At 35.1% G+C, this 25,952-nt stretch carries 30 protein-coding genes; 21 read left to right on the plus strand and 9 right to left on the minus strand.

Features of this window, described 5'->3' with window-relative positions; translation table 11 throughout:
• Positions 1 to 6: 6 nt before the first annotated feature.
• From rpoD to FEU33_RS04850, 5 genes are all read left to right on the plus strand, one after another.
• Positions 7 to 1,155: an RNA polymerase sigma factor RpoD gene (gene rpoD, locus FEU33_RS04830; RefSeq protein ID WP_146548288.1), complete on the plus strand. Its 1,149-nt coding sequence runs from the start codon at positions 7 to 9 to the stop codon at positions 1,153 to 1,155.
• Between the two features lie 90 nt (positions 1,156 to 1,245).
• Positions 1,246 to 1,812, plus strand: a complete 567-nt coding sequence (locus FEU33_RS04835) for a hypothetical protein (protein ID WP_146548289.1) — start codon at positions 1,246 to 1,248, stop codon at positions 1,810 to 1,812.
• Between the two features lie 520 nt (positions 1,813 to 2,332).
• Positions 2,333 to 2,725: a c-type cytochrome gene (locus tag FEU33_RS04840; protein WP_146548290.1), complete on the plus strand. Its 393-nt coding sequence runs from the start codon at positions 2,333 to 2,335 to the stop codon at positions 2,723 to 2,725.
• A gap of 153 nt (positions 2,726 to 2,878) precedes the next feature.
• Positions 2,879 to 3,574 carry a tRNA (adenine(22)-N(1))-methyltransferase gene (locus FEU33_RS04845; RefSeq protein ID WP_146548291.1) on the plus strand — a complete coding sequence of 232 codons (696 nt, stop codon included), beginning with the start codon at positions 2,879 to 2,881 and terminating at the stop codon, positions 3,572 to 3,574.
• Positions 3,574 to 4,692 (plus strand): Nif3-like dinuclear metal center hexameric protein, encoded by a 1,119-nt coding sequence (locus tag FEU33_RS04850; RefSeq protein WP_146549901.1) that lies wholly within the window; start codon positions 3,574 to 3,576, stop codon positions 4,690 to 4,692. Before FEU33_RS04845 ends, FEU33_RS04850 begins: the two co-directional genes overlap by 1 nt.
• Positions 4,693 to 4,919: 227 nt before the next feature.
• Here FEU33_RS04850 and FEU33_RS04855 read toward each other — a convergent pair whose 3' ends face one another.
• Positions 4,920 to 5,903 carry a 4-hydroxy-3-methylbut-2-enyl diphosphate reductase gene (locus FEU33_RS04855; RefSeq protein WP_146548292.1) on the minus strand — a complete coding sequence of 328 codons (984 nt, stop codon included), beginning with the start codon at positions 5,901 to 5,903 and terminating at the stop codon, positions 4,920 to 4,922.
• Between the two features lie 70 nt (positions 5,904 to 5,973).
• Positions 5,974 to 6,657 (minus strand): VrrA/YqfQ family protein, encoded by a 684-nt coding sequence (vrrA, locus tag FEU33_RS04860; protein ID WP_146548293.1) that lies wholly within the window; start codon positions 6,655 to 6,657, stop codon positions 5,974 to 5,976.
• A 286-nt stretch (positions 6,658 to 6,943) separates the two neighbouring features.
• On the opposite strand from vrrA, the gene FEU33_RS04865 reads away from it, so the two are divergent.
• On the plus strand, positions 6,944 to 8,242 hold the full coding sequence (locus FEU33_RS04865; protein WP_146548294.1) for a DEAD/DEAH box helicase: 1,299 nt from the start codon (positions 6,944 to 6,946) through the stop codon (positions 8,240 to 8,242).
• 23 nt (positions 8,243 to 8,265) lie between these two features.
• Positions 8,266 to 9,156, plus strand: coding sequence for a deoxyribonuclease IV (locus FEU33_RS04870; RefSeq protein WP_146548295.1), 891 nt, complete (start codon positions 8,266 to 8,268; stop codon positions 9,154 to 9,156).
• 209 nt (positions 9,157 to 9,365) lie between these two features.
• On the opposite strand, the gene FEU33_RS04875 is transcribed toward FEU33_RS04870, so the two are convergent.
• Entirely contained in the window at positions 9,366 to 10,718 is a 1,353-nt protein-coding gene (locus FEU33_RS04875; RefSeq protein ID WP_146549902.1) for a DHA2 family efflux MFS transporter permease subunit, read from the minus strand.
• Between the two features lie 130 nt (positions 10,719 to 10,848).
• On the minus strand, positions 10,849 to 10,998 hold the full coding sequence (locus FEU33_RS04880; protein ID WP_146548296.1) for a helix-turn-helix domain-containing protein: 150 nt from the start codon (positions 10,996 to 10,998) through the stop codon (positions 10,849 to 10,851).
• A gap of 997 nt (positions 10,999 to 11,995) precedes the next feature.
• Here FEU33_RS04880 and FEU33_RS04885 point away from each other — a divergent pair.
• The 7 genes from FEU33_RS04885 (at position 11,996) to FEU33_RS04915 (ending at position 16,802) form a co-directional block, all read left to right on the plus strand.
• Positions 11,996 to 12,409, plus strand: a complete 414-nt coding sequence (locus FEU33_RS04885) for a YwqH-like family protein (protein ID WP_186725733.1) — start codon at positions 11,996 to 11,998, stop codon at positions 12,407 to 12,409.
• A 7-nt stretch (positions 12,410 to 12,416) separates the two neighbouring features.
• Positions 12,417 to 12,692: a TIGR04197 family type VII secretion effector gene (locus FEU33_RS04890; protein ID WP_146548298.1), complete on the plus strand. Its 276-nt coding sequence runs from the start codon at positions 12,417 to 12,419 to the stop codon at positions 12,690 to 12,692.
• Positions 12,693 to 12,716: 24 nt separating this feature from the next.
• Positions 12,717 to 14,297 carry a T7SS effector LXG polymorphic toxin gene (locus FEU33_RS04895; RefSeq protein ID WP_146548299.1) on the plus strand — a complete coding sequence of 527 codons (1,581 nt, stop codon included), beginning with the start codon at positions 12,717 to 12,719 and terminating at the stop codon, positions 14,295 to 14,297.
• A 13-nt stretch (positions 14,298 to 14,310) separates the two neighbouring features.
• On the plus strand, positions 14,311 to 15,006 hold the full coding sequence (locus FEU33_RS04900; RefSeq protein ID WP_146548300.1) for a hypothetical protein: 696 nt from the start codon (positions 14,311 to 14,313) through the stop codon (positions 15,004 to 15,006).
• Positions 15,007 to 15,077: 71 nt separating this feature from the next.
• Positions 15,078 to 15,848, plus strand: coding sequence for a hypothetical protein (locus FEU33_RS04905; RefSeq protein WP_146548301.1), 771 nt, complete (start codon positions 15,078 to 15,080; stop codon positions 15,846 to 15,848).
• Between the two features lie 54 nt (positions 15,849 to 15,902).
• Positions 15,903 to 16,346, plus strand: coding sequence for a DUF5085 family protein (locus tag FEU33_RS04910; protein WP_146548302.1), 444 nt, complete (start codon positions 15,903 to 15,905; stop codon positions 16,344 to 16,346).
• A gap of 3 nt (positions 16,347 to 16,349) precedes the next feature.
• On the plus strand, positions 16,350 to 16,802 hold the full coding sequence (locus tag FEU33_RS04915) for a DUF5085 family protein (protein WP_146548303.1): 453 nt from the start codon (positions 16,350 to 16,352) through the stop codon (positions 16,800 to 16,802).
• A gap of 266 nt (positions 16,803 to 17,068) precedes the next feature.
• Here FEU33_RS04915 and FEU33_RS04920 read toward each other — a convergent pair whose 3' ends face one another.
• The gene (locus tag FEU33_RS04920) at positions 17,069 to 17,314 is read right to left on the minus strand and encodes a DUF2624 family protein (RefSeq protein ID WP_146548304.1); all 246 of its coding nucleotides are present in this window, start codon (positions 17,312 to 17,314) and stop codon (positions 17,069 to 17,071) included.
• A 103-nt stretch (positions 17,315 to 17,417) separates the two neighbouring features.
• On the opposite strand from FEU33_RS04920, the gene FEU33_RS04925 reads away from it, so the two are divergent.
• The 5 genes from FEU33_RS04925 (at position 17,418) to FEU33_RS04945 (ending at position 21,309) form a co-directional block, all read left to right on the plus strand.
• Positions 17,418 to 18,191, plus strand: coding sequence for a metal ABC transporter ATP-binding protein (locus FEU33_RS04925; protein ID WP_146548305.1), 774 nt, complete (start codon positions 17,418 to 17,420; stop codon positions 18,189 to 18,191).
• Positions 18,188 to 19,036, plus strand: a complete 849-nt coding sequence (locus FEU33_RS04930) for a metal ABC transporter permease (RefSeq protein ID WP_146548306.1) — start codon at positions 18,188 to 18,190, stop codon at positions 19,034 to 19,036. The genes FEU33_RS04925 and FEU33_RS04930 overlap by 4 nt, the downstream gene beginning before the upstream one ends.
• Positions 19,037 to 19,052: 16 nt before the next feature.
• Entirely contained in the window at positions 19,053 to 19,481 is a 429-nt protein-coding gene (locus FEU33_RS04935) for a Fur family transcriptional regulator (protein ID WP_146548307.1), read from the plus strand.
• Between the two features lie 188 nt (positions 19,482 to 19,669).
• Positions 19,670 to 20,047, plus strand: a complete 378-nt coding sequence (locus tag FEU33_RS04940; protein WP_146548308.1) for a hypothetical protein — start codon at positions 19,670 to 19,672, stop codon at positions 20,045 to 20,047.
• Between the two features lie 782 nt (positions 20,048 to 20,829).
• Entirely contained in the window at positions 20,830 to 21,309 is a 480-nt protein-coding gene (locus FEU33_RS04945) for a hypothetical protein (RefSeq protein ID WP_146548309.1), read from the plus strand.
• A 342-nt stretch (positions 21,310 to 21,651) separates the two neighbouring features.
• Here FEU33_RS04945 and FEU33_RS04950 read toward each other — a convergent pair whose 3' ends face one another.
• From FEU33_RS04950 to FEU33_RS04965, 4 genes are all read right to left on the minus strand, one after another.
• Positions 21,652 to 22,224, minus strand: a complete 573-nt coding sequence (locus FEU33_RS04950; RefSeq protein WP_312755832.1) for a hypothetical protein — start codon at positions 22,222 to 22,224, stop codon at positions 21,652 to 21,654.
• A gap of 18 nt (positions 22,225 to 22,242) precedes the next feature.
• Positions 22,243 to 23,358, minus strand: a complete 1,116-nt coding sequence (ispG, locus tag FEU33_RS04955) for a flavodoxin-dependent (E)-4-hydroxy-3-methylbut-2-enyl-diphosphate synthase (RefSeq protein ID WP_146548310.1) — start codon at positions 23,356 to 23,358, stop codon at positions 22,243 to 22,245.
• A 93-nt stretch (positions 23,359 to 23,451) separates the two neighbouring features.
• Positions 23,452 to 23,784 (minus strand): hypothetical protein, encoded by a 333-nt coding sequence (locus FEU33_RS04960; protein ID WP_146548311.1) that lies wholly within the window; start codon positions 23,782 to 23,784, stop codon positions 23,452 to 23,454.
• 51 nt (positions 23,785 to 23,835) lie between these two features.
• Positions 23,836 to 24,348, minus strand: coding sequence for a DUF1189 family protein (locus tag FEU33_RS04965; RefSeq protein ID WP_244950973.1), 513 nt, complete (start codon positions 24,346 to 24,348; stop codon positions 23,836 to 23,838).
• A gap of 352 nt (positions 24,349 to 24,700) precedes the next feature.
• Here FEU33_RS04965 and FEU33_RS04970 point away from each other — a divergent pair, with 352 nt between their 5' ends.
• Together FEU33_RS04970 and FEU33_RS04975 are read left to right on the plus strand one after the other, a co-directional pair.
• Positions 24,701 to 25,180, plus strand: coding sequence for a DUF456 domain-containing protein (locus FEU33_RS04970; RefSeq protein WP_146548312.1), 480 nt, complete (start codon positions 24,701 to 24,703; stop codon positions 25,178 to 25,180).
• A 129-nt stretch (positions 25,181 to 25,309) separates the two neighbouring features.
• On the plus strand, positions 25,310 to 25,918 hold the full coding sequence (locus FEU33_RS04975; RefSeq protein ID WP_146548313.1) for a superoxide dismutase: 609 nt from the start codon (positions 25,310 to 25,312) through the stop codon (positions 25,916 to 25,918).
• Positions 25,919 to 25,952: the final 34 nt, after the last annotated feature.

A 25,952-nucleotide genomic window follows, 5' to 3' on the forward strand; every position in this document is an offset into this window, starting at 1 on the left:
ACACCTGTGGCGGACAAGTCTAAACGTTTAACTAATGAAAAAAAAGTAAAAGAAACAGAACATGAGCATACTTTAGAAGAAACAAAAAAATTCTTACTAGATTTGGGTAAGAAAAATGGCGAATTAACATATGCAGAAATTGCAGACAAGTTACAAACTTATGAAATGGAAGCTGATCAAGTAGAAGAATTCATCGAAAAACTTGAATCTAAAGGTATAGAATTAGGTGGTAAAGATGGCGATGAAGAAAATTTAGATCGACTTCTCAAAGGCAAGGACCATGAAGAAACGTTTGACTTGAATGATTTAAGTGTTCCACCAGGCGTTAAGATAAATGACCCAGTTCGTATGTATCTGAAAGAAATTGGCCGTGTCGATTTGCTGAGTGCGGAGCAAGAAATTGCACTTGCTGAACGCATAGAACAAGGAGACGATGAAGCACGCAAACGGCTAGCAGAAGCGAATTTACGACTTGTTGTCAGTATTGCAAAACGATATGTTGGCCGTGGTATGCTATTTCTTGACCTTATTCAAGAAGGAAATATGGGATTGATCAAAGCAGTTGAAAAATTCGATTACCGAAAAGGTTTCAAATTCTCAACATATGCTACTTGGTGGATTCGTCAAGCCATTACGCGTGCGATAGCTGACCAGGCGCGTACGATTCGTATTCCAGTGCACATGGTAGAAACGATCAACAAGCTGATTCGGGTTCAACGTCAATTACTTCAAGACTTAGGTCGTGAACCGACACCGGAAGAAATTGGTGAAGAAATGGATTTAACGCCAGAAAAAGTTCGTGAAATTTTAAAGATTGCCCAAGAACCAGTATCATTAGAAACCCCAATTGGGGAAGAAGACGATTCACATTTAGGGGACTTTATCGAAGATTCTGAAGCTCAATCACCTTCTGAACATGCAGCATATGAGCTTTTAAAAGAACAATTAGAAGATGTTTTAGATACGTTGACGGATCGGGAAGAGAATGTTTTACGCTTACGTTTTGGCTTAGATGATGGCCGTACTCGGACACTTGAAGAAGTAGGGAAGGTCTTTGGTGTAACAAGAGAGCGTATTCGGCAAATAGAAGCAAAAGCACTAAGAAAATTGCGCCATCCATCAAGAAGTAAACGTCTAAAGGATTTTCTAGAATAGTAAAAAGGGCACTCTAAAAAAGGGTGCCTTTTTTTAATTGAATAAGGTAAAATTATGGATGAAATGGTTTCTAGAGCTGGGGGCATTTACGTGAACAGTCAAAAGAAAGAAGTAATCCTTAACGAAATCGCATTTTGGAAGAAAAATAAATTATTACCGGAACAATATTGTGATTTTTTAACGACATTATATTCAGAGGGACAAGAAGTAAAGGATTCCTCTCAAATCGAAGTAAATGCTAAAAGGTCTTTATTAGCAGAAAATTCGAGGAAAAATCATTGGAAGATAGTTTTGGGCTTAGTTGGAACTATTTCCTTATTGATCGCACTGTTTTGGTTAAAAGCACCTTTTGTTTTTATCCCAATTGTTTTGAGTATTAGTATTATTATTGCGCTCATATTATTCCTTTTTAAATTTAAGCCCAATAAAACAGTAATGACAACTTTTACTTATGCGACAATCGCGTTACTCATTTTTGGTGTCTCCATTAAAATAGTGAATCTCTTTTTAGGCGGACATCCTTTCATGCTGTATAGTGTGCTGATTGGTAATTGTATTTTATGGTTGGTGGCGGGTCAATTATTACATCTTATTTATTTTAAAATTTCAGGAATTGTTGGATTGATTATCGTTATTTTTTACACGATATTTAAATAAATTTCGTAAATTCGATGAGAAAGTCATGAAGTCGAAACTGATTGGATCGATGAACAGAAATATGACAGAAAATGATAAGAATATTCGGGAGAAAAGTTGTTACACTAGAAATAAGAAAAAGATCATATAAAACAATTTTTAGAAGAAATTTTAACACAATTAAGCGAATTGGGAATAATGAGCCGCCCTTTGAAGAAACTTAAGATATGACAAGTTTTGATATGTTCGTTTTGTCATTATAACGAAAAATTGAGTAAAACAGCTGCGTCTTAGACAACTTGAAATCAAACGTTATCAAAGAGATGTGAAGCTGTTAGAAATTGGTGAAGGTACTTCTGAAATAGGCAGAATGGTATAGTAAAGCCAATGGTGTGTTAATGTGTCGATTGTGTCAAATTTGTCACAAACGAACGAAAACTTATACAGAAAGCCTTTTCGTTTCAGCAGTTATGAAGTACAATATAAAGTGTTGACTGATTCTATTTATAGAAATAGATTGAACTTATGAGGAGGGTAATTAATGAAAAAAAATCCTATCATTCCGTATCTTTTAATCATGGCTTTCGGTTTAGGTTTAATCTTCTTCATGTCTATTGAAGGAGCAGATAATAAGGCCGATATTGCTAAAAGCGGAGACAAAGCGAAAACTGAACAAAAAGCTGAAGGTGGCGCTGCATCAGGGGATGTTGATCCAAAAGCTATTGCTCAAGCAAAATGTTCATCTTGTCACGGTGGAGACCTTAAAGGTCAAGTAGGTCCAAGCTTGCATGGAACGGGTTTATCTGAAGCTAAAGTTAAAGATATTCTTACTAAAGGTCAAGACAAACCAAATGTAGATGGTCAAATGCCTGCTGGTTTAGTTTCAGGTGCAGAACTTGATGCAATGGCTAAATATATCTCTGAATTAAAATAATTAATTCTAATATATTTCTCCAAACCCTTATCTCAAAAGGATAAGGGTTTTTTATGTGAAAACAGATGCGCGTTATCCAAGCTCGATCTATCACTTTTCTATACAAAAAGTGATTATTTTCGATACAATACAACAAGAAAGGAGAAGCCGAATATGAATGCTCAAAAATTATCTAAACGCCTTGAAAAAGTGGCTTCATTTGTACCTGAAAATACAATAGTAGCTGATATAGGTAGTGATCATGCCTATTTACCATGTTATTTAGTTTTAAATCATATTGCTACAAAGGTGATTGCAGGCGAAGTTGTAAAAGGTCCATATGAATCAGCATGCCACGAAGTAAAACAAGAAGGCTTACAAAACCAAATTACAGTACGTCTAGCAGATGGACTACAAGCCATCGAGCAAGAAGACCACATAACTGTTATTACAATTGCAGGAATGGGTGGACCTTTAATAGCATCTATTTTAGAAAAAGATGTGAAGCGATTGACGGGCGTAAAGCGGTTAATCCTTCAGCCTAATATACATGCAATTGCTATTCGGGAATGGGCCGTTCAACGTAATTGGAAGATTATCGATGAATCCATTTTAAAAGAAGACGGGAAAATTTATGAAATATTAGTACTTGAACCTGGGGGACAGCTCTTATCAGCTGAAGCATTGCTATTGGGCCCAGTATTGATGCAACAACAAAATGATGTGTTTAAAGAAAAATGGAACCATGAAATCGAGCAATGGCAAACTGTTTTAAAAGCACTTGAAAAAGCCGGCCGATCAGAAGAAATCATTGAGAAACAGAAATCATTAGAACAGCGTATTAAAATGGTGAAGGAGATTTTACAATGATGAAGAAAACAAATGGACAAGAAATTATACAAATTTTTGAATCATGGTCTCCCAAAAAAATTGCAGCAATGGATGGTGATCCTATTGGCTTAGCAATCGGAACTCTAAACAAGCCTGTTTCAAAAGTATTGGTGACATTGGATGTCAACGAAGAGGTAGTTAATGAAGCCATCGACAACAATTGTCAACTGATCATTGCTCATCATCCACCTATTTTCCGAAAACTAGCCAACCTACGTACAGATAATCCAAAAGGCCAATTATTTGAAAAATGTATTAAAAATGATGTTGCGGTATATGCAGCACATACAAATTTAGATGTTGCTGATGGGGGAGTAAATGATCTTTTGGCAGAAGCACTACAATTGAAAAATTGCAAAGTGCTAGTACCTACATTTACAGAAAAAATGTATAAGCTAGCTGTTTATGTTCCTGAAAATTATGCTGAACAATTACGTCAAGCAATGGCGGGGGCTGGTGCGGGAAAAATAGGGGATTATGATTCATGTAGTTATACCGTTTCAGGAGAGGGAAGATTTAGAGCGTTAAATGGAGCACAACCCTTTGTAGGTGAAATTGGGAAATTACATACAGAAGCAGAAACTAAAATAGAAGTTGTCGTCGCAGAAACAAACAAAAATAAAGTCTTACGCGCCATGTTAAACCATCATCCTTATGAAGAACCTGCATACGATTTATTTGCCTTGGAGACCCCTGCAAAAGAAATGGGATTAGGCAGAATCGGCACCATCGATCCTATGACTTTACAAGAATTTGCTGAACATGTAAAAAAATCATTGAATGTACCAACAGTTCGTGTTGTTGGTGATTTATCAACGCAAGTCAGTAAAATAGCTGTTCTAGGTGGTGATGGCAATAAATATATCTATGCTGCGAAACGTGTGGGGGCTGATGTATTTGTAACTGGAGATATGTATTTTCATATTGCACAAGATGCAGAGAGTATAGGATTACACATTGTCGATCCAGGTCATCATGTAGAAAGTGTGATGAAAATAGGCGTAGCCGAAAAAATGACACTACTTTGCGCTGAATATGGACTTGATTGTACGTTTATTCCTTCTAAAATTTCAACGGAGCCCTTCCAATTTATATAATTTTTTAAACTACATGAGCCTAAGAAAAAATGGAACTTTTTATAAAAAGAAAGAGCGCCTAATCACTCTAAAAATGATGCTAGGCGCTCTTTTCCTATGGCTTTTCATATAGAGTAATGCTTGAAAAAGATTACAAAATACGAACACACAGTAATCACTACGAAACGCCAGTAAAAAGCAGAGAACGAGTAGGGAACGAAGAAAATCCCGTAGTGTGAAGTTTTGCTTTATTTTTCAGTTAGATTATAAGGCATGATTTTTTCAACTGGCGTAGGCTGTTTAATTTTAGGCAAAATTTTATTCAGTGTAACGGTTCTCGTTAAATCATGTGTTGCAGGGTCATTAGGATCATATTGTTCTAAAAATTTAATCACTTCTTTAACAATTGGTGTTGGTGTAGAAGCGCCTGCAGTAACTCCTACCTTTTCGACTCCATCCAACCATTCAAGTTTGAGTTCTGATAAATCCGCAATCCGATAAGAGTGTGTATGAGCAATCTCTTCAGAAACTTGCGTTAAACGATTTGAATTGTTACTCCTAGGATCTCCAACGACCAGTAATAGGTCAGCCTCACCTGCTTGTTTCGCGACAGCTTCTTGTCGAACCTGAGTCGCTAAACAGATTTCTTTATGAATCTCAATATATGGGTATTTTTCTTTTAAACGTTCCATTAAATCCGCCACATCCCATTGACTCATCGTCGTTTGGTTTGTCACGAGGATCTTATTTGTTTGTAGGTTTAATTGTTCAACATCCTTTAAATTTTGCACTAAATGCACATGACCTGGAGCGACACCGATAGCACCTTCTGGCTCAGGGTGTCCTTTCTTACCAATATAAATAATTTCATAACCTTGAGCGGATTTTTCTTTGATCAATTCATGCGTAACGGTGACATCTGGGCATGTTGCATCAATAGCGATTAATCCTTTTTTACGTGCTAATTCACGAACTTCTGGCGACACGCCATGTGCCGTAAAAATAACAGTTCCTTGTTCAACTTGTTCTAAAATCGCAAGTCGGTTTGGTCCATCTAAAGTAATAATTCCATCTTGTTCGAATGCATCCGTAACGTGTTTATTATGAACAATCATTCCGAGTATATATATCGGTCTTGGTAATGTTTTATCAAGAGCTGCATTGCGTGCAATGACCATGGCATCAACCACGCCATAACAATATCCCCTTGGTGTAATTTTAATGACTTGCATGATTCGAACTCCTTTCAATGCTCGCTACGTCTATTATAACGGACTCATGATTTGAATACAAAGTTAGAGTTTAAGCATCAAATGGAGGTTGGAATATACGCGGTGTGGATGGACGTGTTCTTGGTGTAAATGTTTGTGCTTGCGTTTCTGGTTGTGGAGTTGGAGGTGGAGCTCCATTTCCACCAAACCTAAACCTCATTGGTCTTCTTTGTTGTGTATCGCCATTTTGTGCAGGGCCGGCCGCATTTGTTGGACCATTAGCGTTAGGAATAGATCGGAAACCTTTGTAAAGTCTATAGAGGGCAGGAAGATTCTGGAACATAGGCGAGATTTGTTTGACCATAGGCGTAAATTTCTGAGCAGTATTGAATAATTGATCAGCTGTATTTAAGTATTGTTCTATTTTGGCAAAGCCCCCCAGCGCACCGGCTCCTCCAACCGCAGCTGCAGCTCCAGTTGCTTCGGCAGCCCCAGCAAAATTCCCCGCTGAATCAGCAGCCCTTGCGGCTCCGCCGGCAAAGTTCCCAGCAGCTCTCGCCATACTTGCAAAATTCCCACCACCTCCGCCACCTCTTGCAAAATTTTGAGCAGCATTATTGATAGCTCTAGGTATAGCTTGTGGTGGTCCGCCAAAATTTCCAACGGCTCTAGTAGGTGGAACGGGCATAGGTCGCATCATTTGTTGCATTCCATACGGATTAAAACCTCTTTGAAATGAGGAGTTACCATATGGGAAAAAAGATGGGTAAACCATAAGATTCTCCTTTCATGTTTTCAAGATAAAATCAAATTTACACAAGGCAAAGAACGATCTAACTTGTTTGACATATTGGTTAAGTCAATCTGAGTTATCCTCTGTTATTTCATATGAGAGAAGTGAAAAAGAGGTTTTAAATACTCATTAAAGTGATGACAAAAGAGTACATAGGAAAAATCACCAAAGGAATTGACGAATGCCTTATTAATAGATATGATATGCAAATGGTCTAATGAATGCGAATCGTGTTACAATGATTGAAGGAAGTTAGGAGGGACAATTGATGTCCAAATATACAGATTATAATTTTCAGCCTTTTTTACGAGAGGCTATTCAAAAGTTAGGCTTTACAGAGCCAACACCCATTCAAAAAGAAATGATCCCACTTATTTTAAAAGGAAAAAGTGCGATCGGACAAGCACACACTGGTACAGGAAAGACGCATAGTTTTTTAATCCCGATTGTAGAACGTATTCGTCAAGACAAACAGGAAGTGCAAGCTGTAATTGCAGCTCCAACACGTGAATTAGCTATGCAAATTAATGTGGAATTGCACAAGTTAATAGAAGAAACCGATATTCAAGCAAAACTATTTATTGGAGGTACTGACAAACAGCGTTCAATTGATAAGCTAAAAACACAGCCGCAAATTGTCGTTGGTACACCAGGACGAATTCGTGATTTAGTGAACGAAAAGGCGTTGCTTGTTCATACAGCATCTATTCTTGTCATTGATGAAGCGGATCTTGCCTTTGACATGGGCTTTATAGAGGATATTGATCAATTTGCATCACAAATGCCAGAAACTCTTGAAATGTTTGTTTTCTCTGCAACAGTACCTGAAAGCTTACAACCATTTTTGAAAAAATATATGGAATCACCTGTTCACATTCAGATGGATGATAAAAAGCCTGTAGCGGAAAACTTAGATTTCTATCTTATTCCGACTCGTAGTAAATCAAGAAACCAAAAATTATTAGAGATAATGGAAGCCATAAATCCCTATTTGGCCATTATTTTTACGAATACCCGTAAACAAGCGGAATATGTTGCTGATTTTCTTACGACGAATGGTTATCGTGTGGGTCGTGTTCATGGAGATCTTACGCCCCGTGACCGCAAAAAAATGATGAAACAAATACGTGATCTCGAATTCCAATATATTGTTGCGACAGATTTAGCTGCTCGTGGTATCGATATTCCTGGCGTCAGCCATGTCATAAATTATGAATTACCAACAGATTTAGAGTTTTTCATCCATCGCGTAGGTCGAACAGCACGTGCTGGCAATAAGGGACTAGCCATAACTATTTTCGAACCATCTGATGAAGATGCCATTGCACGCGTTGAAAATATGGGAATTCCATTCCAAGCAAAAGACATTAAAAATGAAGAAATTGTGGATATGAAAGACCGCCATCAACGTCAAAAACGTGAAAGAAAAGAAGACGAAATCGACAAAATCGCAAAAGCACGCGTTCGTAAACCAAAAAAAGTAAAACCGGGCTATAAACGAAATATGCGATGGGAAATGGAAAAAATCAAGAAAAAAGAAAGACGTAAACGTAGTCGCAATCGTTAACATTAGAAAGGAGATCTTAGAACATGCTTATTGGTTCTCATGTATCAATGAGTGGCAAAAAAATGCTTCTCGCATCAAGTGAAGAAGCTGCTTCTTATGGAGCAACTACTTTCATGATTTATACAGGTGCACCACAAAACACGCGTAGAAAACCTATTGAAGAATTGAATATTGAAGCAGGTTTAGCACATATGAAAGAACATGGTTTATCGAATATCGTTGTGCATGCGCCATATATTATTAATATCGCTAACACAACGAAGCCAGAGGTCTTTGCACTTGGTGTAGATTTTTTGCAAAAAGAAATTGAACGTACAGCTGCAATCGGTGCAACACAAATTGTATTGCATCCAGGTGCTCATGTTGGTGCAGGTGCCGATGTAGGAATTGCAAAAATCATCGAAGGCTTAAATGAGGTCTTATCAACTGATTATCCGGTTCAAATTGCGTTAGAAACAATGGCTGGCAAGGGATCTGAATGTGGTCGGACATTTGAAGAATTAGCCAAAATTATAGATGGTGTCACCAATAATGAACGCTTATCTATATGTTATGATACATGCCATACACATGATGCAGGATATGATATCATAAATGATTTTGACGGCGTTTTAGATCATTTTGACAAAGTCATTGGCGTTGATCGCATCAAAGTTCTACATATCAATGATAGTAAAAATGTTTGTGGCGCTGCAAAGGACCGCCACGAAAACATTGGCTTCGGATATATCGGCTTTGAAGCATTGAATCGTATCGCACATCATGAGGCATTTACAGAAATCCCTAAAATCCTTGAAACACCATGGGTTGGCACAGATGCTAAACACAAAAAAGCCCCATATGCTTATGAAATCGAAATGCTCCAATCCCAAAAGTTTATGCCTGAAAAAATTGACGCATTACGTGGAGAATAAAAATTAAAAAAGCCATTCCATTTGTTATAATAATTGCAAATGGAATGGCTTTTAATACTTTAGTATAGGGTTTAAATACATGCAGGTCGCATTATTAATGATATACATAATATTGAGTCAAATATACTCGATTTTCAATGCAAATTCCAAATGGAGTAGAGTTAAAATTTTATTACTATGAATATATTAACAATCATTTTTAAATTTCATTATGTTCTTTTCAAAAACAGTGAAAGTACAAAATTAATAAGAGCTAAAACCAAACTAATCGTGAAAACAAATGAAGAACCTGTTGCTACCGCGTTTGGTAAATCGTTTGCTACAGTAGCTAGATAGCTATTTTTTTGTGCAGAGAAAAGTGAAACCATCACAGCAATTCCAATGGCTCCAGATACTTGTTGAGCTGTTTGTGTAATAGCGATACCATCCGGATAGAATTGCTTTGGTAATGCATTTAATGTATTGGTTTGTACAGAAGCAAGTACCATACCGATACCAAGCATCATCACAATATGTGTGATCACCATCATCCATAAAGCAGTTTCTGTCCCATACATTGCATATAAACTATAGCCAATGACAACAAGGACTGTTCCAGGAGTGATGACAGCACGAGGACCATATTGATCAAATAGTCGTCCTATAGTTGGAGCTAGAATACAGTTCAATAAACTACCAGGTAACATGATTAAACCTGTTACAAATGCTGAGACTAAGAGTGCCATTTGCATATACATAGGTAATACGACAAGCATTGATAACATATTTAAAAATGTAATGATATTCATGAGAACTCCTAATACAAACATCGGATATTTAAATGCTATTAAATTCAACATTGGATGATCCATTTTTGTTTGACGAATAGCGAAAAGAATGAGCGCAATTAGACCAATAATGGTAGTTGCAAATACGGTTGCACTTGCCCATCCAATATCTCCGCCAATACTGACTCCATATACGACTCCTCCAAAACCGATCGTTGATAATACTACAGAAATAATATCAATGGATACTTTTTGGACATCATTGACATTTGGGACATAGTAATACCCGAAGATTATGGAGAATAATAAGAATGGGACTGTAAACCAGAAAATCCAGTGCCAAGATAACGTATCTAAAATGATCCCAGCTAAGGTAGGACCAAACGCTGGTCCGGCTAAAATAACTAAACCCATGATCCCCATAGCACCACCACGTTTCGTTGGCGGGAAAATCGTAAAAATAACATTTTGTGTTAATGGTAAAATAATAGCAAGTCCAGCTGCTTGAATAACGCGCGCTGTTAACAATAGACTGAAAACGGGTGCTAAAGCTGCAAGAACAGTTCCAACAATAGAGAAGATTAATGACACCATAAACATTTGGCGAGTGGTGAACTTTTGCATTAAAATTCCAGTTACAGGCACTAAAATACCAAGGGTTAAAAAATAGCCTGTTGCTAACCATTGGATAGTTGTAGTGTCTGCATGGAATATCTTACTTAGATCTCCCAATGCTATATTTAAAGCTGTTTCACTAAATAATCCAACAAATCCAGCTACTAAAAGTGCAGCCATTATTGGGCCAGTTTTAATTTTTTTATTCACTCATAAGGCTCCTTCAATAATTTTGGTAGTTAATTTGAAATTCCTTTTAAGGGTTCAGCAGCAGCTTTTTTTGTTAAGCAAAGCAATACATAATGATTGATCATTCTTCTTTACCATTCGAAAAATGATAATAAAGTGAACCTTGGGTAATATTGCATTCTTTTATGATTTCATTAAAATCAACACCTTTATATCCTTTTAGCTGAAAAAGTTTTTTCGCGATGTTGATTATCAGCGATTTTGTTTCCATTTAGTTAGTACACCCCCATCATACCAACTGGTCTATTTTTCACTATAGCAAAAAATTTTTCTTTGATGTAAGTGTTTTTTTCTCGTATATATGTGATTTCACAATTTGGACAAAAAATTTGGATGAAAAAAGCCTTCGCTCCAATCCATATAGATGAGAATTAATAATAGGGAGTTTTTTTACCAGGCGTGTTGATTATCCAATTTAATCCATGAAAATAGGGGGATTTGTTGATTGCAGCGAAGGCTTGCTCGCTTTCCCGCGGGCGAATGCTGGGGGCAACAGGATGTTGGTCACGGAGTCGTTGCCACAGGACGTGGCGCACTACAACTCTGTTCCTTAATCGCTACGCTGCGGGGTCTCATCTATTCGCTTTTCCCGCGGGACATTGAATTGGCTTCATCGAATCAACACCGCACGAAGGAAATGCGCATGCATTTTCGAGGACTCGAGCAAGCCGCAGCGAAGATCTATATAAATGTTCTTAAAAATACAGAGTTTTTCAAAAGCTATGCCAAACAGACACCCCTAATTTTGTCAAATCAACACGCGTGTTTTTTTACGTTTATACTCACATCACATGTGTTGATTTTATAAAATTTTGATAGGTGAGAAAAATGTAAAAACATTAGGATGTCTTTCATGCACATTATTCGAATACTCGCTATCTTAGACCTAAACATTTTGCAAAACACTTGTCCTTTTAAATAAAAGAACAGGTGTTTTTACGGGCAGTTGATTCCCCCAACCTATCCTTCTCGTTTTTCCCTAAACCTTGAGATGGGGGTCTTACTGCCCGTTAACGCGGGATGAAAAATTACAAATGCACCAAAACATGAAAATGGATAGGATAATTTACATATGCAAAATGTTTTAGATAGGAATATTATAATTAGCAAAATAAAGTCTAAAGTTCTGTTATTTGGAAAACTATTGATTTATGAAGTGTAAATGTTGGAAAATAATACATATGGCGATTTTGAAGGTAGGTGTGAATTTGGATAAAGCGGAACTAATTAGCAGAAGATCTGCTTTGCAAGGACAAATAGCTCAAAAAAGGCAACAAATTACTATTTTAAATGGTAAAATTGAGCGTCTTAAATCAGCAAAAGCACAACTAATTGATGTCATAAATGAAAGTAGCCATTATGAAAGGAAAATTCAAAGTTTAGACATAGATACAACACTTTGGAAGGGTATTACGAAAAATAAATATGAAAATGTAAAGCATAATATCGGACAATCCTTAGGAGATTATAATCAAAGTTTGCAAAGTATAGAAGATAGCATGGAAGAGGAAATTGTGAGATTGTCCAATCAGCTACAACTTTGTTATGAAGATATTTTTTCTTTACAATCTAGTATTTCAAGTCTCAGTCATTCTATTGAAATATCGGCGAAAGAAGGATGAATAATCTATGGGAGAAATCTCGATCAATAAATTAGTATTTGATTCAACGGTTAAGGAGATTAAAAATGCTAAATCTGTTTTAGAAGGTGTTAAAATACCAAGGCATCAATTCAAAATGACAGATGTAAGCAGCATAGAAGAACAACTAAAGGTCATAGAGGATTTAAAAAATGTATTAAGCTTATATGACCAATTTTTGGGAACAGATCTGACCAAGTTACAAACTATAGGAGATTCTATGATACAGCACGATGAGCATCTAGCAAACCAAATAAAAAAATAATGAAGATGCTAGGAGTTGAAATGCATGAAGATAGCGATGGAAGAATTGCTAGATCTTCAATTCGATTTAAAGAGTAGTGTGGAGAATATCACTGCCAAATTAGATACAGTTAAACAAAAAACAAATAACATAAGCAAAATGCATTCGTTTCAAGGAGTAACTGCAGATACAACGAAACAATATTTTCAGAATGTTCACGGACAAATAATAATGGATTTACAAGAAACTACGCGACATGTATTGGAAAATTATTCAAAAATGATTTATGCATTTCAGCAAATGGTGGATGTGGATTCTAATGCTATTCTAACAAAAGAATATTTAATCGATTTAAATAAAGAAGTAAAAACATTAGAAAATAGCATGAAGGATATACATCATGAAGGACAACAAATCATAACAAGCGTGTCAGATATCATCAGCTTACAGCCACCAGTCATTTCAATGTTTATCGACAATATGGGCAACTCAGAGAAGTATATACAAGATGTTAAGGAAAGATATCATCATTTTAATCAAAAGGGATTACAGATCGTTAACGATTCCAAACAAGATGTAGAAAAAGTGATGCAGAAAATTAGACAGCTTACTACAAATAGCATAGCATCGTCCAATAATTTTCCTAAACTCAATTCAAAAGATATTGAAAACATACAAATCGAATGGGCAACCATGACTGTGGGAATGTTGGCTGGCATGAAGAGCTTTGAAAAGGTATTAAAAAATATTAATAAGGCAAACACACTAATGACTGCCGCAGCACAGTTATATATTTATTTTAACCTAGATGAAGCATCTCGAAGAAAGTTGAAAAATTTGGGTAGCCATGCTTTAACAAAAGAACAATATCGAAATCTTAATAATTTACTTTTAAATACCACTTTATATAAATTCAAAGTAAAGGAATTTATGCATCATTTAGGGGAATTTAAAACAAAGGCATTCACAAAGGATAATTATAAAATATTAAGAAATAGCTTGGAGGTATATGGAAAAGAACGTGGTAAGCTTGCGATGCTGCGAGAATATGATAAATTATTTGGATTAGAAAAATATAGAAAGTTTATAAAGCTCTCCGCTTCGAAAAAAGTTATAAGAATGGCTACAACATTTGGGGATGAATTTGCAGGAAAAAAATATAAAGCAACCAAAAAGACGATCAAATCGTTACCAAACTGGAAAAATCCTAAAATTGCTTATAAAAATGCAACAGAAAGTTTTAAAGAAGGTACTAAGGGTATGAATTTACTGGGGAAAAGTATGAAAGGTGTAGGAAAAGGATTAGGACCCCTAGGCGTAGGAATTGTTGCTGCGGACAATTATAAAACTTACAAAGGAGATACCCAAAAAGTTGTTGTGGGTACAGTTGTTGATACAGCGTTTAGCTCAGGGGCTGCAGCTGCAGGAGCAACTGTGGGTTCAATGTTATTTCCTCCAATAGGAACAGTTGTTGGAGCTGTAACAGGAGTATTGGTTAGTTCAACTGTAAATGGAAAGTATGGAAAACCTCCAAAAAGTATAACGGATCACACTAAAGATCTAGTTAATAAAGGAGTGAATTCTTTTGAAAATTTTGGAAAGTCTGTTGTTAAATTTTTTAAATAAAAGGAGTGGAAAAATGGGACGTTTAGCAGAAAATAATAAGCAGGTTGTGTTAAAAAATGATCGATTTTCAATATCAATCATGAAACATAATATTTTTGTATTATTACTAGTATCGGGCTTTTTTGTTGGATTGGCTTTAATAGTGGCAAATGCAAATACTGTAGGATGGGAAAACCTTTCTAGTATATGGCATTCGGTTTTCTATGTCGAAGCATTATTATTTGCATTACAAATAATAATTCTATTTGTTTGTCGTAGAGAGAACATATTTAACCAAAAAGTATTAATTCTTGGAATGGTATTATTTCTTTACAAGTTTTCAATTGACCCGTTTATCACTATTTCAATGTTCTTGATGGATGATGGGATTTTTGAACAGTATGTTATTTATTTATGGGGGATTATTTTGGTAGGGATAATGTTTCAAATTATGATCTTAATTAGAATGAAGAATAATATATCTGAGAAATCTGATAAAAAACCTTCCAAAAAAGTTTTTTGGTTCCCAGTGCTATTTTTATTGGTATCTCTAACTGGAATGGTAGTAAAAAACGGTATGGGGGAATTTGAGAATCATTTTTTTATTTTCATAGGGACAGTTATATACATAGGTGTATTAATTGGAGTTTGTGAGTATATTGAAGTTGCTAAAACTATATTTCGTAAGCAAAAGCCAATAACTAGAACTGGCAAAAAAGCTAAAAAATAATTTACTGCATCTAATAGGAGGATTTAAAATTGTGTAATATATTTTTAAAATAAAAAATTAGAGGTGTCTATATGTCACAATTGACTGAAAACGACTGTATAGATATTAAATATGAACTTCAAAAGGGACGACTTACTATACCAGGAATGAGAGTATATCTTTTAGGGGTACTTTTATATTCTGGGTGTACAGTTGGTATTTCTTTATTTGTTGCGACTGCCAACACTGTAGGATGGGAATCACTCTCTAATATTTGGCATACCATTTACTATATTGAAACTATTTTATTTGCTGTTAATATATTACTACCTCTACTTTGTTGGAAAATTAATAATGTTAATCAAAATGTATTAGCTATAGCTGTTGTTCTATTTACATATAAAACAATGTTGGATCAATATATTGCAATTTTAATGTTTTCAAAGGATAGAGGTTTATATCATTTATATGCTCCATTGGTATTGATAATAATTGCAATAGGATTCATTATTCAAATAATTGTGTTAAGAAATTGGATAAAGGGAATTAAGAATAAAAATAAATTAAATAATAAAAGAAAAAGAGTAAAAAAGAAATTATTATTTCTGATCATATTTTTATTTGCCATCATAGTGGGAACAATGTTTACTAATGATTTATTCGTAGATAAGGAAATTATGTTTATTTTTGTAGTTATGTCAGTGGTTCATATTGCAATGTTAATAGGAAATTGTGAATTCATAATAGCCGCTTATTGTGTTTTCCGCTTTCCATCTTTTGCAGTTAATCCGCCACCGCAAAAGAAATCACCATATGTAAATCCTAAGAATCACAGAAAAAAGAAAAAGAAGAACAAAAGATAAATAGTTATTCCATATTTTAAATTCTGAATCTATTATATAAAAAGGAGATTGAACATGATCGTACGTGAAGAATCACTTGTCATTCGCAATGTTATTTGTGTAGAGGAGATTATTCCACATGAGGAATGGTATTTGCCTGCTTTAAGTTTACGTAGAAATTTAGTGAATAAAGATATTTACTATACAAGTCCTGTCGTTTTTAAAGCAGAGGAGATGAAAAACGAGCCTGCCTTTGGAAAATATTCCTATTATATTGGGTTAAATACAGAAGTTGAAATAGATGATGATGCAGAATTTAAACAATTAGAGTATTTGGAAATTTCTCCAGCCATTTATGTGAGATGTGCAGAAATTGACGAATTAGAAGAGGCTTATGCACTTTTAAGAAATTACGCGCAAGAAAATGATTTTATGATAGAAGAACCTTTTTATCATGTATGTTTTGATGCATTTGATCGTGTGATTATGAATATTTATGCTCGAGTGAAAGAAGGGTGAGGAATGGTTGTAGATTTTGAAACAATGATGTATAAGAATGTGGTCTGGCATACATATGAACTCCATTTTAGCCAATTTGAGCTTGCAATGGAGGATTTTAATGACAAATTGGTGGACGCAAATTTAACAGTAGCAGGTCCCCTCTTTTATGCATTACATAACATTCCTTTTGACGAAAAAATACTGATCGATATTTATATTCCAATAGAACAATCTTATGTTCCGAAAGAGTCGGATTTATTCTTTCAAAGTTATTTCTGTATAGATGAGATGTTAATGACGAGAGTAAGAGATCATTTTGAAGCGAGGACCGAAATAGCCTACGATGAATTATTTCAATATGCGATTCGGCATGATTATCAGATCAATTCACCAATCTTCCATATTTTAAGAGGTGACGATGAAGGGGAATGGGCAGAATTGAAAGTACGAGTTTACAAGGAAAATGATTTATAAAGTGAAGCTTCCATCAGTGGGGGTTTTCTTCATCCCCCACTGATGGTTAGCTGAACCAATCGGGCTTTTACGGGCAGTTGTATCTTTCTCGTTTCTCTCTAAACCTTGAGGTTGGGGGTCTTACTGCCCGTTAAAGCGGGATAAAATAAAATTTATAATGAACATAAATAACAGGCGTGTTGATTGGAGAAAAATGAATAAATAGCACGTCTGGATAAAGATTGTATCTGTTGAGGTGACGTGCTATTTATATTGCTTACTTCTACCTATATATATTTGCTGTATTTTCCTAGTAATTCTTTTGCTTTCTTTTTGCCAAGTACCGTTTCGATTTCTTTCGTCACATGATCAGGGATACCTGTTAGTAGCCATGAGATCGAAAACGATGAAAGAAGTGGGCGGAGTTTTTGTATTTCTTTTTTCGAAAGTGGAATCTGATAAGTTTTGGCATATTCAGCAAGCTCCTTATCTGATTTACGATTAATTTCACTTAATAATGCAAGATAATCCATATACTCATCCTTTCAAGAGATTGTTCTTTACAAAGCTCCCTCTATCTATTATACTTTGATTCTGTAAATCGTAATGATTATGGATTGGAAAGAAGCGAAGCATATGGCGCAACAGTTGTTAATTGAATTACAAGATGTTTCATTTCAATATGAATTTACGCAAGTGTTAACAGATATATCTTTAACTGTTAGAGAAGGTGATTTTTTAGCGTTACTCGGTCCAAATGGTTCTGGAAAATCTACTTTGTTGAAAATTATTTTAGGTCTATTAAAGCCTACAAAGGGTACTGTCAAGTTATTTGGAGAACCAAGTTCAACTTTTAAGCATAGAGAGTGGATTGGCTATGTTTCACAAAAATCCAATTCATTTAATGCTGGATTCCCTGCAACTGTAAAAGAGGTTGTAACGAGTGGGCTTACTAAAAAAATTGGTCTATTCAAAAGACATTTACCTAATCAGCAAGAGCTTGTGATAAACTCTTTGAAAGCTGTTGGTATGGAACAATTTGCAAATCGAAACATTGGTGAACTTTCTGGTGGTCAGCAACAACGTGTCTTTATAGCAAGAGCACTAGTTGCAGAGCCAAAACTACTTATTTTAGATGAACCAACTGTCGGAATTGACCACGAAAATGTGCAGTCATTTTATGATATGCTGACGAATTTAAATGAGCAACATCATATGACCATGATTTTAGTGACACATGATGTTGATACCGTAGCGAGTTCGATCAGCCACGTTGCTTGTTTGAATCAAACGATCCACTTTCATGGCTATAAAGACGACTATGATTCTTTATCCGAGGATCAATTGAATGCATGGTATGGTCATGCCGTTCGCAAAATTCATCATGACAATAAGGTGAAACAAAAATGATTGAATCAATATTACATTATGACTTTCTGCAAAATGCTTTTTTATCAGGAATTATTATCGGCATCATTGCCCCATTATTAGGTGTTTTTATTGTTGTGCGCCGCTTATCTCTTATTGCAGATGCATTAAGCCATGTTACGTTGGCGGGGATTGCTGGCAGTTTGTACATTAGCCAAAGTTTCGCAGCACTTGCCACCTTGAATCCAATTTATTTGGGCATTATTTCTGCTGTAGGGGGATCTGTTTTCATTGAACGCCTGCGCAGATTATATAAGCATTTTGAAGAACTAGCGATCCCTATTATTATGTCAGCAGGCCTTGGGATGAGTGCTATTTTCATTTCCTTGGCACAAGGCTTTAGTACGGATTTATTTAGCTATTTATTTGGTTCTGTTTCGGCAGTCAGTAGGCAGGATTTATGGATCGTTCTGGGTATTGCTCTATTGGTATTAGTGTTTATCTCTATGTTTTATAAAGAATTATTTGTTCTTTCTTTTGATGAAGAATATGCAAAAGCAAGTGGTCTACCTGCTAAAACTATTCATCTGTTCTTTATGATAGTAACAGCACTTGTCATTGCAGCAAGCATGCGGATCGTGGGGATTTTGCTTGTATCATCTTTGATCACATTACCTGTTGCAGCAAGTATTCGAATTGCAAAAGGATTCAAGCAAACGATTTTCTTTGCTATTCTATTTGGCGAGTTAGCGGTAGTCGTTGGATTAGTCACTGCATTCTATTTAAATTTGGCACCTGGTGGTACAATTGTAGTAACTTCTATTTTAATTTTACTATTCGTCATTATTGGAAAGAAAATGGTAATGACTATTCGGGCAAAGAATTGAAAGGAGTAGGAGGGCTATGAATTTAACAAAAGCATGGGAAATTTTAAAGAAAAGCGGCTTTAAAAAAACAGATAAGCGTGAGCAAATTCTAGAAATGTTCGAAGCGACTGAAAAATATTTAACAGCCCGCGACCTGCTTGTTGTGATGAAAAAGGATTATCCAGGTATGAGCTATGATACCATCTATCGCAATCTAGCTACATTTGTAAAACTTGGCATATTAGAGGAAACTGAGCTGTCAGGTGAACGCCATTTTCGTATGCAATGTGAAACCGAGCATCATCACCATCACTTTATCTGTATGGAATGTGGAAAGATCAAAGAAATCCATCTCTGTCCAATGGATATGCTACAAGAACAATTACCAGAGTATGAAATAGATGACCACAAATTTGAAATTTATGGAAAATGTCCTGAATGTATCGCAAAAGCCTGTCATAGTTAATGGATGACAGGTTTTTGCTTTTTTTATGACCCGAAAATCGAGTTTATTAACTTTCTGAGGTCGAGTATTTTTAAGGATTTTAGAAGATTTCCAAAATCATACATTGATTGTTTTTTATTATTTTACTTAATTTTTTTTATTCTAAACCGATAAAGTAGAGAGAAATAGATTGGAAAGAGGCAAGAGCGTTGGAGCATAAAGAATTAATTGCCATAATAAATAAATTGGTTGATGAATTAGATTTTATTTCTGCAAGAAAACTGATCGAGGAAAATATGGAGTGGGTCAATCAATATAGGGTTCATCTCAACAGCAATGCTAGAGAGATCCTTGCATTTCTCAAACATAAACTAGATTCTGGTGAAAAGCCATTGACGAAATCTGATATTGCCACAATAAATGCTATCAATATGTATGCTTCTAAATTTGATTTAAGAGGCTTAAAGCTGACTATAAAAGGAAAAGAACAATTACTATTAAGAAAAGAAACATTAAATTTCTTAAATACTGATGCCAAGACGTTGCTAGAAAGCATGGGGACAATTAAAAAAGAGAGCCAAGAATAGTAAGCATTTGACTCTTTGAATGGGCAAAAGGAAACTCGTCATTAACAGTATTTTTATGAGGAAAATCAGTGAAGATTGATGAATGGTTATCAATTGCTTGAAAGAAATCACAAAATAATTATTCATAATAGGAAATGAAGATGGGACATAAGTTAAAAATGAATAGATTTTAATAAAAATCTTGAAAATAAAACCGTATGAAAATCAGCTTTATCAATCTGATTTCATACGGTTTATTCATTTAATAAGGTTTTGGGTTGGTCTCTTGGATCTTATTCTTCAAAAGGAAATTCAATCACATATCCCAATCGAATATCACATTGTTCAAGAACAGGTATAGATAATGTGATCATGGTTGAGATAATCAGGCAATTGATGAGTATTTTGGATAATAGATCTTTGTTTTTCGATTTAAATGTACTGATAATGTATTGAATGAAAAAGAGGAAAATAAAACAATTTACGAAGACATTCAAAAAATATTGCCAGTCCATTATTCTACACCACTTTTCTCGATTCTTATATGTTTTTCATGCGGATTAATTAGAAAAAAATAGGGCAAAAATGATAATAGATCATCAATACGCCTAACATCTCTTTCTTTATTAATTATTATACAAAAAGATTGTTAAAGATAATAGTTTTATGGATTTTAAATATCGAAGATTTATGATAAGGTTTGCCAATCTTGTTACAAGTTCATCTATAGTGAATTTTATAATATTTTACAATGTATAATATGAGTTGGGGAAAGTTATAGTAGGGAAAAGGAGAGTTCTGCCATGAGATTATTAAAAGCCTCTTTATTAGTAATTGTTTTAATCATTGGATTAGTCGGCTGTGGAAAAGGTGATTCTAAAGCAAATACAAGAGAAATTATTATTCCTAAAACTGAATTTTATCAATATCTATATATTCAAAGTGTAAATGATAAAGGTGTTTCAACAAAAGAGACAAACAAACTAATTCAAGATCCTGCCGTCGTACAAGATTATATACGAACTGTTAATCGATCTGTTGTAATGGTTCCTAAATCTGAAAAGCAGGCAGAAGTTGTAAAACAATTAGATAAAAAAGGAAGTTATATAGTAGCGCTTGGTGATACAAAAGAAATGAATAAACTAACTTATAAGATCTACATGCTTAAGGATGGTACGATTTTCTTCCAAGATACAATGAAAAAAGAAATGATGTATATGACAGTCAAAAAAGAGCCTAAGAAACTAGAAAAAGCTAAAGAAATCTTGAATATCAATTTTTGATGGACATTGAGTAAGTTTTTTGATAAGGAATATATGGCATAGGCACAATAGTAGAAGTGTTGGTTCACAACACAAATAGAATACTTCAATGCATTAGTTTTGTATCTCTTGCTTTATTTTCTATGCAAAAACTTTGTATCTTTTCTCTGCTTAGAAAGATTCCGCAACAAATCTAGAGTTTTATTTACGCTGACAGAAAATACGTGTTTACTCGAAAGAAAAAGAGTGCAATTCAGATCGATGCTGAATTGCACTCTTGCTTTTTAGAGAGCCTTTCTTTGGAAGATGAAGCTCTTGAATGAATGGATTACCTAGCTTCCAATACTTCTTTCTCACAATCTATTAAATTCCAAATTCCTTTTTCACCCAATGTTCGGCATCAAGCCAAGTATTGACACGAATAACCCCCTTTGGAATGGGATCACGATTATACGGAGCATCGAACAACAAAACAGGAACATCTAATTCTTCATGAATATGAATCGCATTATCATGTTTATCTTCCATAAACAATTCAACCCCATGTCTACGTCCAGCAAGTACTTTGTCAGTTGAACCAACAATATCAATCGTATCATATGGTAATTGCTTTGTTTTAAACCACTGATCGGTCACTTCACGGGAGTTTTCTTCACGAGCTGTAATATAGTTTAATGCGACATTGGGATACCAGTCAGATAAAATACGCTGTGCATTTAATTGAACTGGTGGATTTTTGTAAATGTTAAGTTCTTCTTTTTTATACCATTTAAAGAATTCCTCTTTAGCAACAGTAAGTGATTCAGTCAGATCATAGGTTTTAAGGTCGTCTAATATAATATTCGTGCGAAATGCTTTATTGATATAAGGTAAAAGAAAATCGGGTGTTGTTACTGTACCATCAATATCAATGCCAAAACTATATTTTTTCATCATAGAAAATCCTCCTAGATGCTAATGTTGCGTGTTTACAGTTTTTTCTTCTTCTTGTTTTTTATAATACTCTTCTGCAAGAATATCAATTTCTTTTTTCAATTCTTCGACCATTGTTTCTTCTGGTACTTTACGAACTGTTTTACCATGACGGAAAAGTAATCCTTCACCACGTGCACCTGCGATACCGATATCTGCTTCACGTGCTTCACCAGGACCGTTTACTGCACAACCAAGAACAGAAACCTTGATCGGTGCTTTGATGGTTTGCAGATATTCTTCTACTTCGTTAGCGATTGAAATTAAATCGATTTCAATACGTCCACAAGTAGGACATGAGATCAATGTTGGCATATTAGAAGCTAAACCGAAAGATTTTAACAATTCTTTGGCTACTTTGACTTCTTCCACAGGATCAGCGCTTAAAGAAACGCGTAATGTGTTGCCGATACCTTTTGAAAGGATAGAACCCAAACCAGCAGCAGATTTAATCGTACCAGAGAACAGTGTCCCCGATTCTGTGATGCCTAAATGTAGTGGATAATCAAATGCACGAGCAGCTTTTTCATAGGCTTCAATAGCCAGATTAATATCAGATGCTTTCATCGATACAATGATATCGTGAAAATCAAGATCTTCTAAAATTTTAATATGGTGTAATGCGCTTTCTACCATACCATCAGCTGTTGGATAACCATATTTGTCAAGAATTTTACGTTCAAGTGATCCGGCATTGACACCTATACGGATCGGTACACCTTTTGCCTTTGCTGCATTGACAACAGCTTCTACTTTTTCTTTACGACCGATATTACCTGGATTGATCCGGATTTTATCCACACCAGCATCAATGGCTTTTAATGCAAGTTTATAGTCAAAGTGAATATCCGCAACGAGTGGGATATGAATACGTTTTTTTATGTCAGCTAAAGCATTAGCAGCTCGTTCATCAGGACAAGCAACGCGAACGATTTGGCAACCTGCATCTTCTAAACGAAGAATTTCAGCGACTGTTGCTTCAACATCATGTGTTTTTGTAGTTGTCATACTTTGGATGATTACTTCATTGCTTCCGCCGATTGTTAAATCACCTACACGAACTTTACGTGTTTTCGAACGGTGCGTGATTTCATTCATGAATTACTCTCTCCTTCGTGGCTTTAAAAGCCTTCACTACAACCTATTTTAGCAGTGTTTCAAAGAAAATGACAAGAAAGAAACATAAACCGTTTAATTTGCACATGAATTAGCGTTTTTTGTCCGAAATGGCAACACAACCTGTTCACCAGGTTTAAAACTTTGCTTTAACAAGTGGGGATTGAATTTATATACAAGTTCAAGACGATCAGCAAAGGTTAAATTTTCTGCTGGGTATAAAGAAAATAATGATTCCCACGTATCTCCTGGTGCAGTTGTAACAGTGATCGTTTGAATTTTATCCGTTTCCTCGCATTTTTGTTTTGGGGTGTAAAAATCCGCTTTTGATATGGTTCCTTCCATTAAATCTACTTTTATAAAATATGCACAAATTAAAATAATAAGTGCAGAAACTAGTACTCTCACAAAAAATCCCTCCCTTTTCCATCAATATATGAAAAAGAAAGAGATTCAGACCTATTTTTTCGGTTGAATAGGATATTTTGAACAAGCAATGATCAAGAAAATAGCTGTAATAACAATACTAATGCTGGATACTAAGCGATTATTCGTCGTGATAAAGACAGAAAGTGTCGTGAAAATCGTTGCTAATGTTACAGCAAATGCAGCAGTACGCCAAATATGTCGGAATTCCCCACGTCTATTTTGAAGCTTCAAAATGCCCAGCCCGACAAAAGCGTAAATACTAATTTGAACAAAAAGCGTAAACGAATTAATGATAAATAATAGTACAAAAGCAAATGGATATATCAGCCATTCAATGTCGTCGACAAATTGTTTCAATCCTTTCATTTGGCTTGTTTCAAATCCTACCCCAGTTATAAATTGAATAAAAGAAACAATGGTAACGAATAGCACCAGTAGCAAGACGTATTGAATAACTTTTCCAATTGGAAGCAGTCGATATGCAGCAAGCTTTTTAGGATGAATGAGGCTGTCAGTGAATAACTGCCAATGTTTGATCTTCATATATATAACCTCCAATAGTATAGTAACATGGAAATCACCAGGATATGCACACACAACGCATAAATGATTTCAAAAATGTTTGAGATCAAGTTTTGCTAGATACAGATACAGACACAGATACAGATATAGATATTGATTTTGAAGATTGCTAGGAAAAATTGAGAATCTATAAATTGGCATTTTTCATGTCTTAATGAGAAAATATATAAAGTGAATTTAATTATTGGGGGATGGATAGCTTTTTATTAATGTGGATTTTTCGGACATCTCCTTCATTCATTTTATGGATAAAATCGAATAATAGAAAACATCTACTTAACTATATTGAGGTATTATAGAAAGGAGAAAGTGAATGGATATTCTCTCATGGATTCTTGTTATTACTAGTTTTATCATTGCATTTGTTGGACTGATCTATCCGATTATTCCTTCTGTTTTATTTATCTTTTTAGGTTTCATCATCCATGGACTTTTTCATGGATTTAGTGAATTTCCGTGGTGGTTCTGGGTTAGTGAAGTACTTTTTACTATATTGCTGTTTGGTGCCGATACATTGGCAAACGCATTTGGTGTGAAGAAATTTGGAGGGTCTGAGGCTGGTATTTGGGGAAGTACCATTGGGTTATTGGTGGGTCCTTTTGTGATTCCTTTTGCGGGGATTTTAATCGGACCGTTTATCGGAGCCGTCATTGCAGAATTACTATTTTCAAAGAGTTCTCTGAAACTGGCCTTAAAAACAGGGGTTGGATCGCTTGTTGGCTTTTTGACTTCCGTCGTGACAAAGGGAATTGTGCAAATCGTGATGATCGTTCTATTCGCGTTAGCTGTATAAAATGAGTAGTATTTCAGACTAAAGACTGAAATTGCAAAATATAGTTAATAATATTTGAAGGCAAATCTAAATTTTGTTAACCTATTGAATGTAGTAAATAACTATTAAATTTTGAGGAGGAATTTTATTATGGCATTTGAATTACCAAACTTACCATACGCATTTGATGCATTAGAACCACATATTGATGCTAAAACAATGGAAATCCATCACGACAAACATCATGCTACATACGTAGCGGGCTTAAACGCTGCTTTAGAAGGCAAAGCAGAATTCGAAGGAAAATCAGTTGAAGAAATTATCGCTAACTTAGCTGCTGTTCCTGAAGCAATTCGTACAGCTGTTCGTAACAATGGCGGCGGTCACGCTAACCACTCATTATTCTGGGAATCATTATCTCCAAATGGTGGCGGTCAACCAACTGGCGAATTAGCAAAAGCAATCGATGAAAAATTCGGTTCATTTGATGCATTTAAAGAAAAATTCGCTACAGCAGCTAAAACTCGTTTTGGGTCAGGCTGGGCTTGGCTATCATTAGCTAACGGCGAACTAGAAATTTCTTCTACTCCAAACCAAGATTCTCCACTAAGTGAAGGTAAAACACCATTACTAGGTCTTGATGTTTGGGAACATGCTTACTACTTAAATTATCAAAACCGTCGTCCTGACTATATTGCAGCATTTTGGAATGTTGTAGATTGGGATAAAGTTGCAGAACGTTACGCTGCTGCAAAATAATATTGGTTTTATTGGAACTAAGCACGTATCTTAC

This window comes from Rummeliibacillus suwonensis (genome assembly GCF_007896435.1).
GTDB classification, from domain to species: domain Bacteria; phylum Bacillota; class Bacilli; order Bacillales_A; family Planococcaceae; genus Rummeliibacillus; species Rummeliibacillus suwonensis.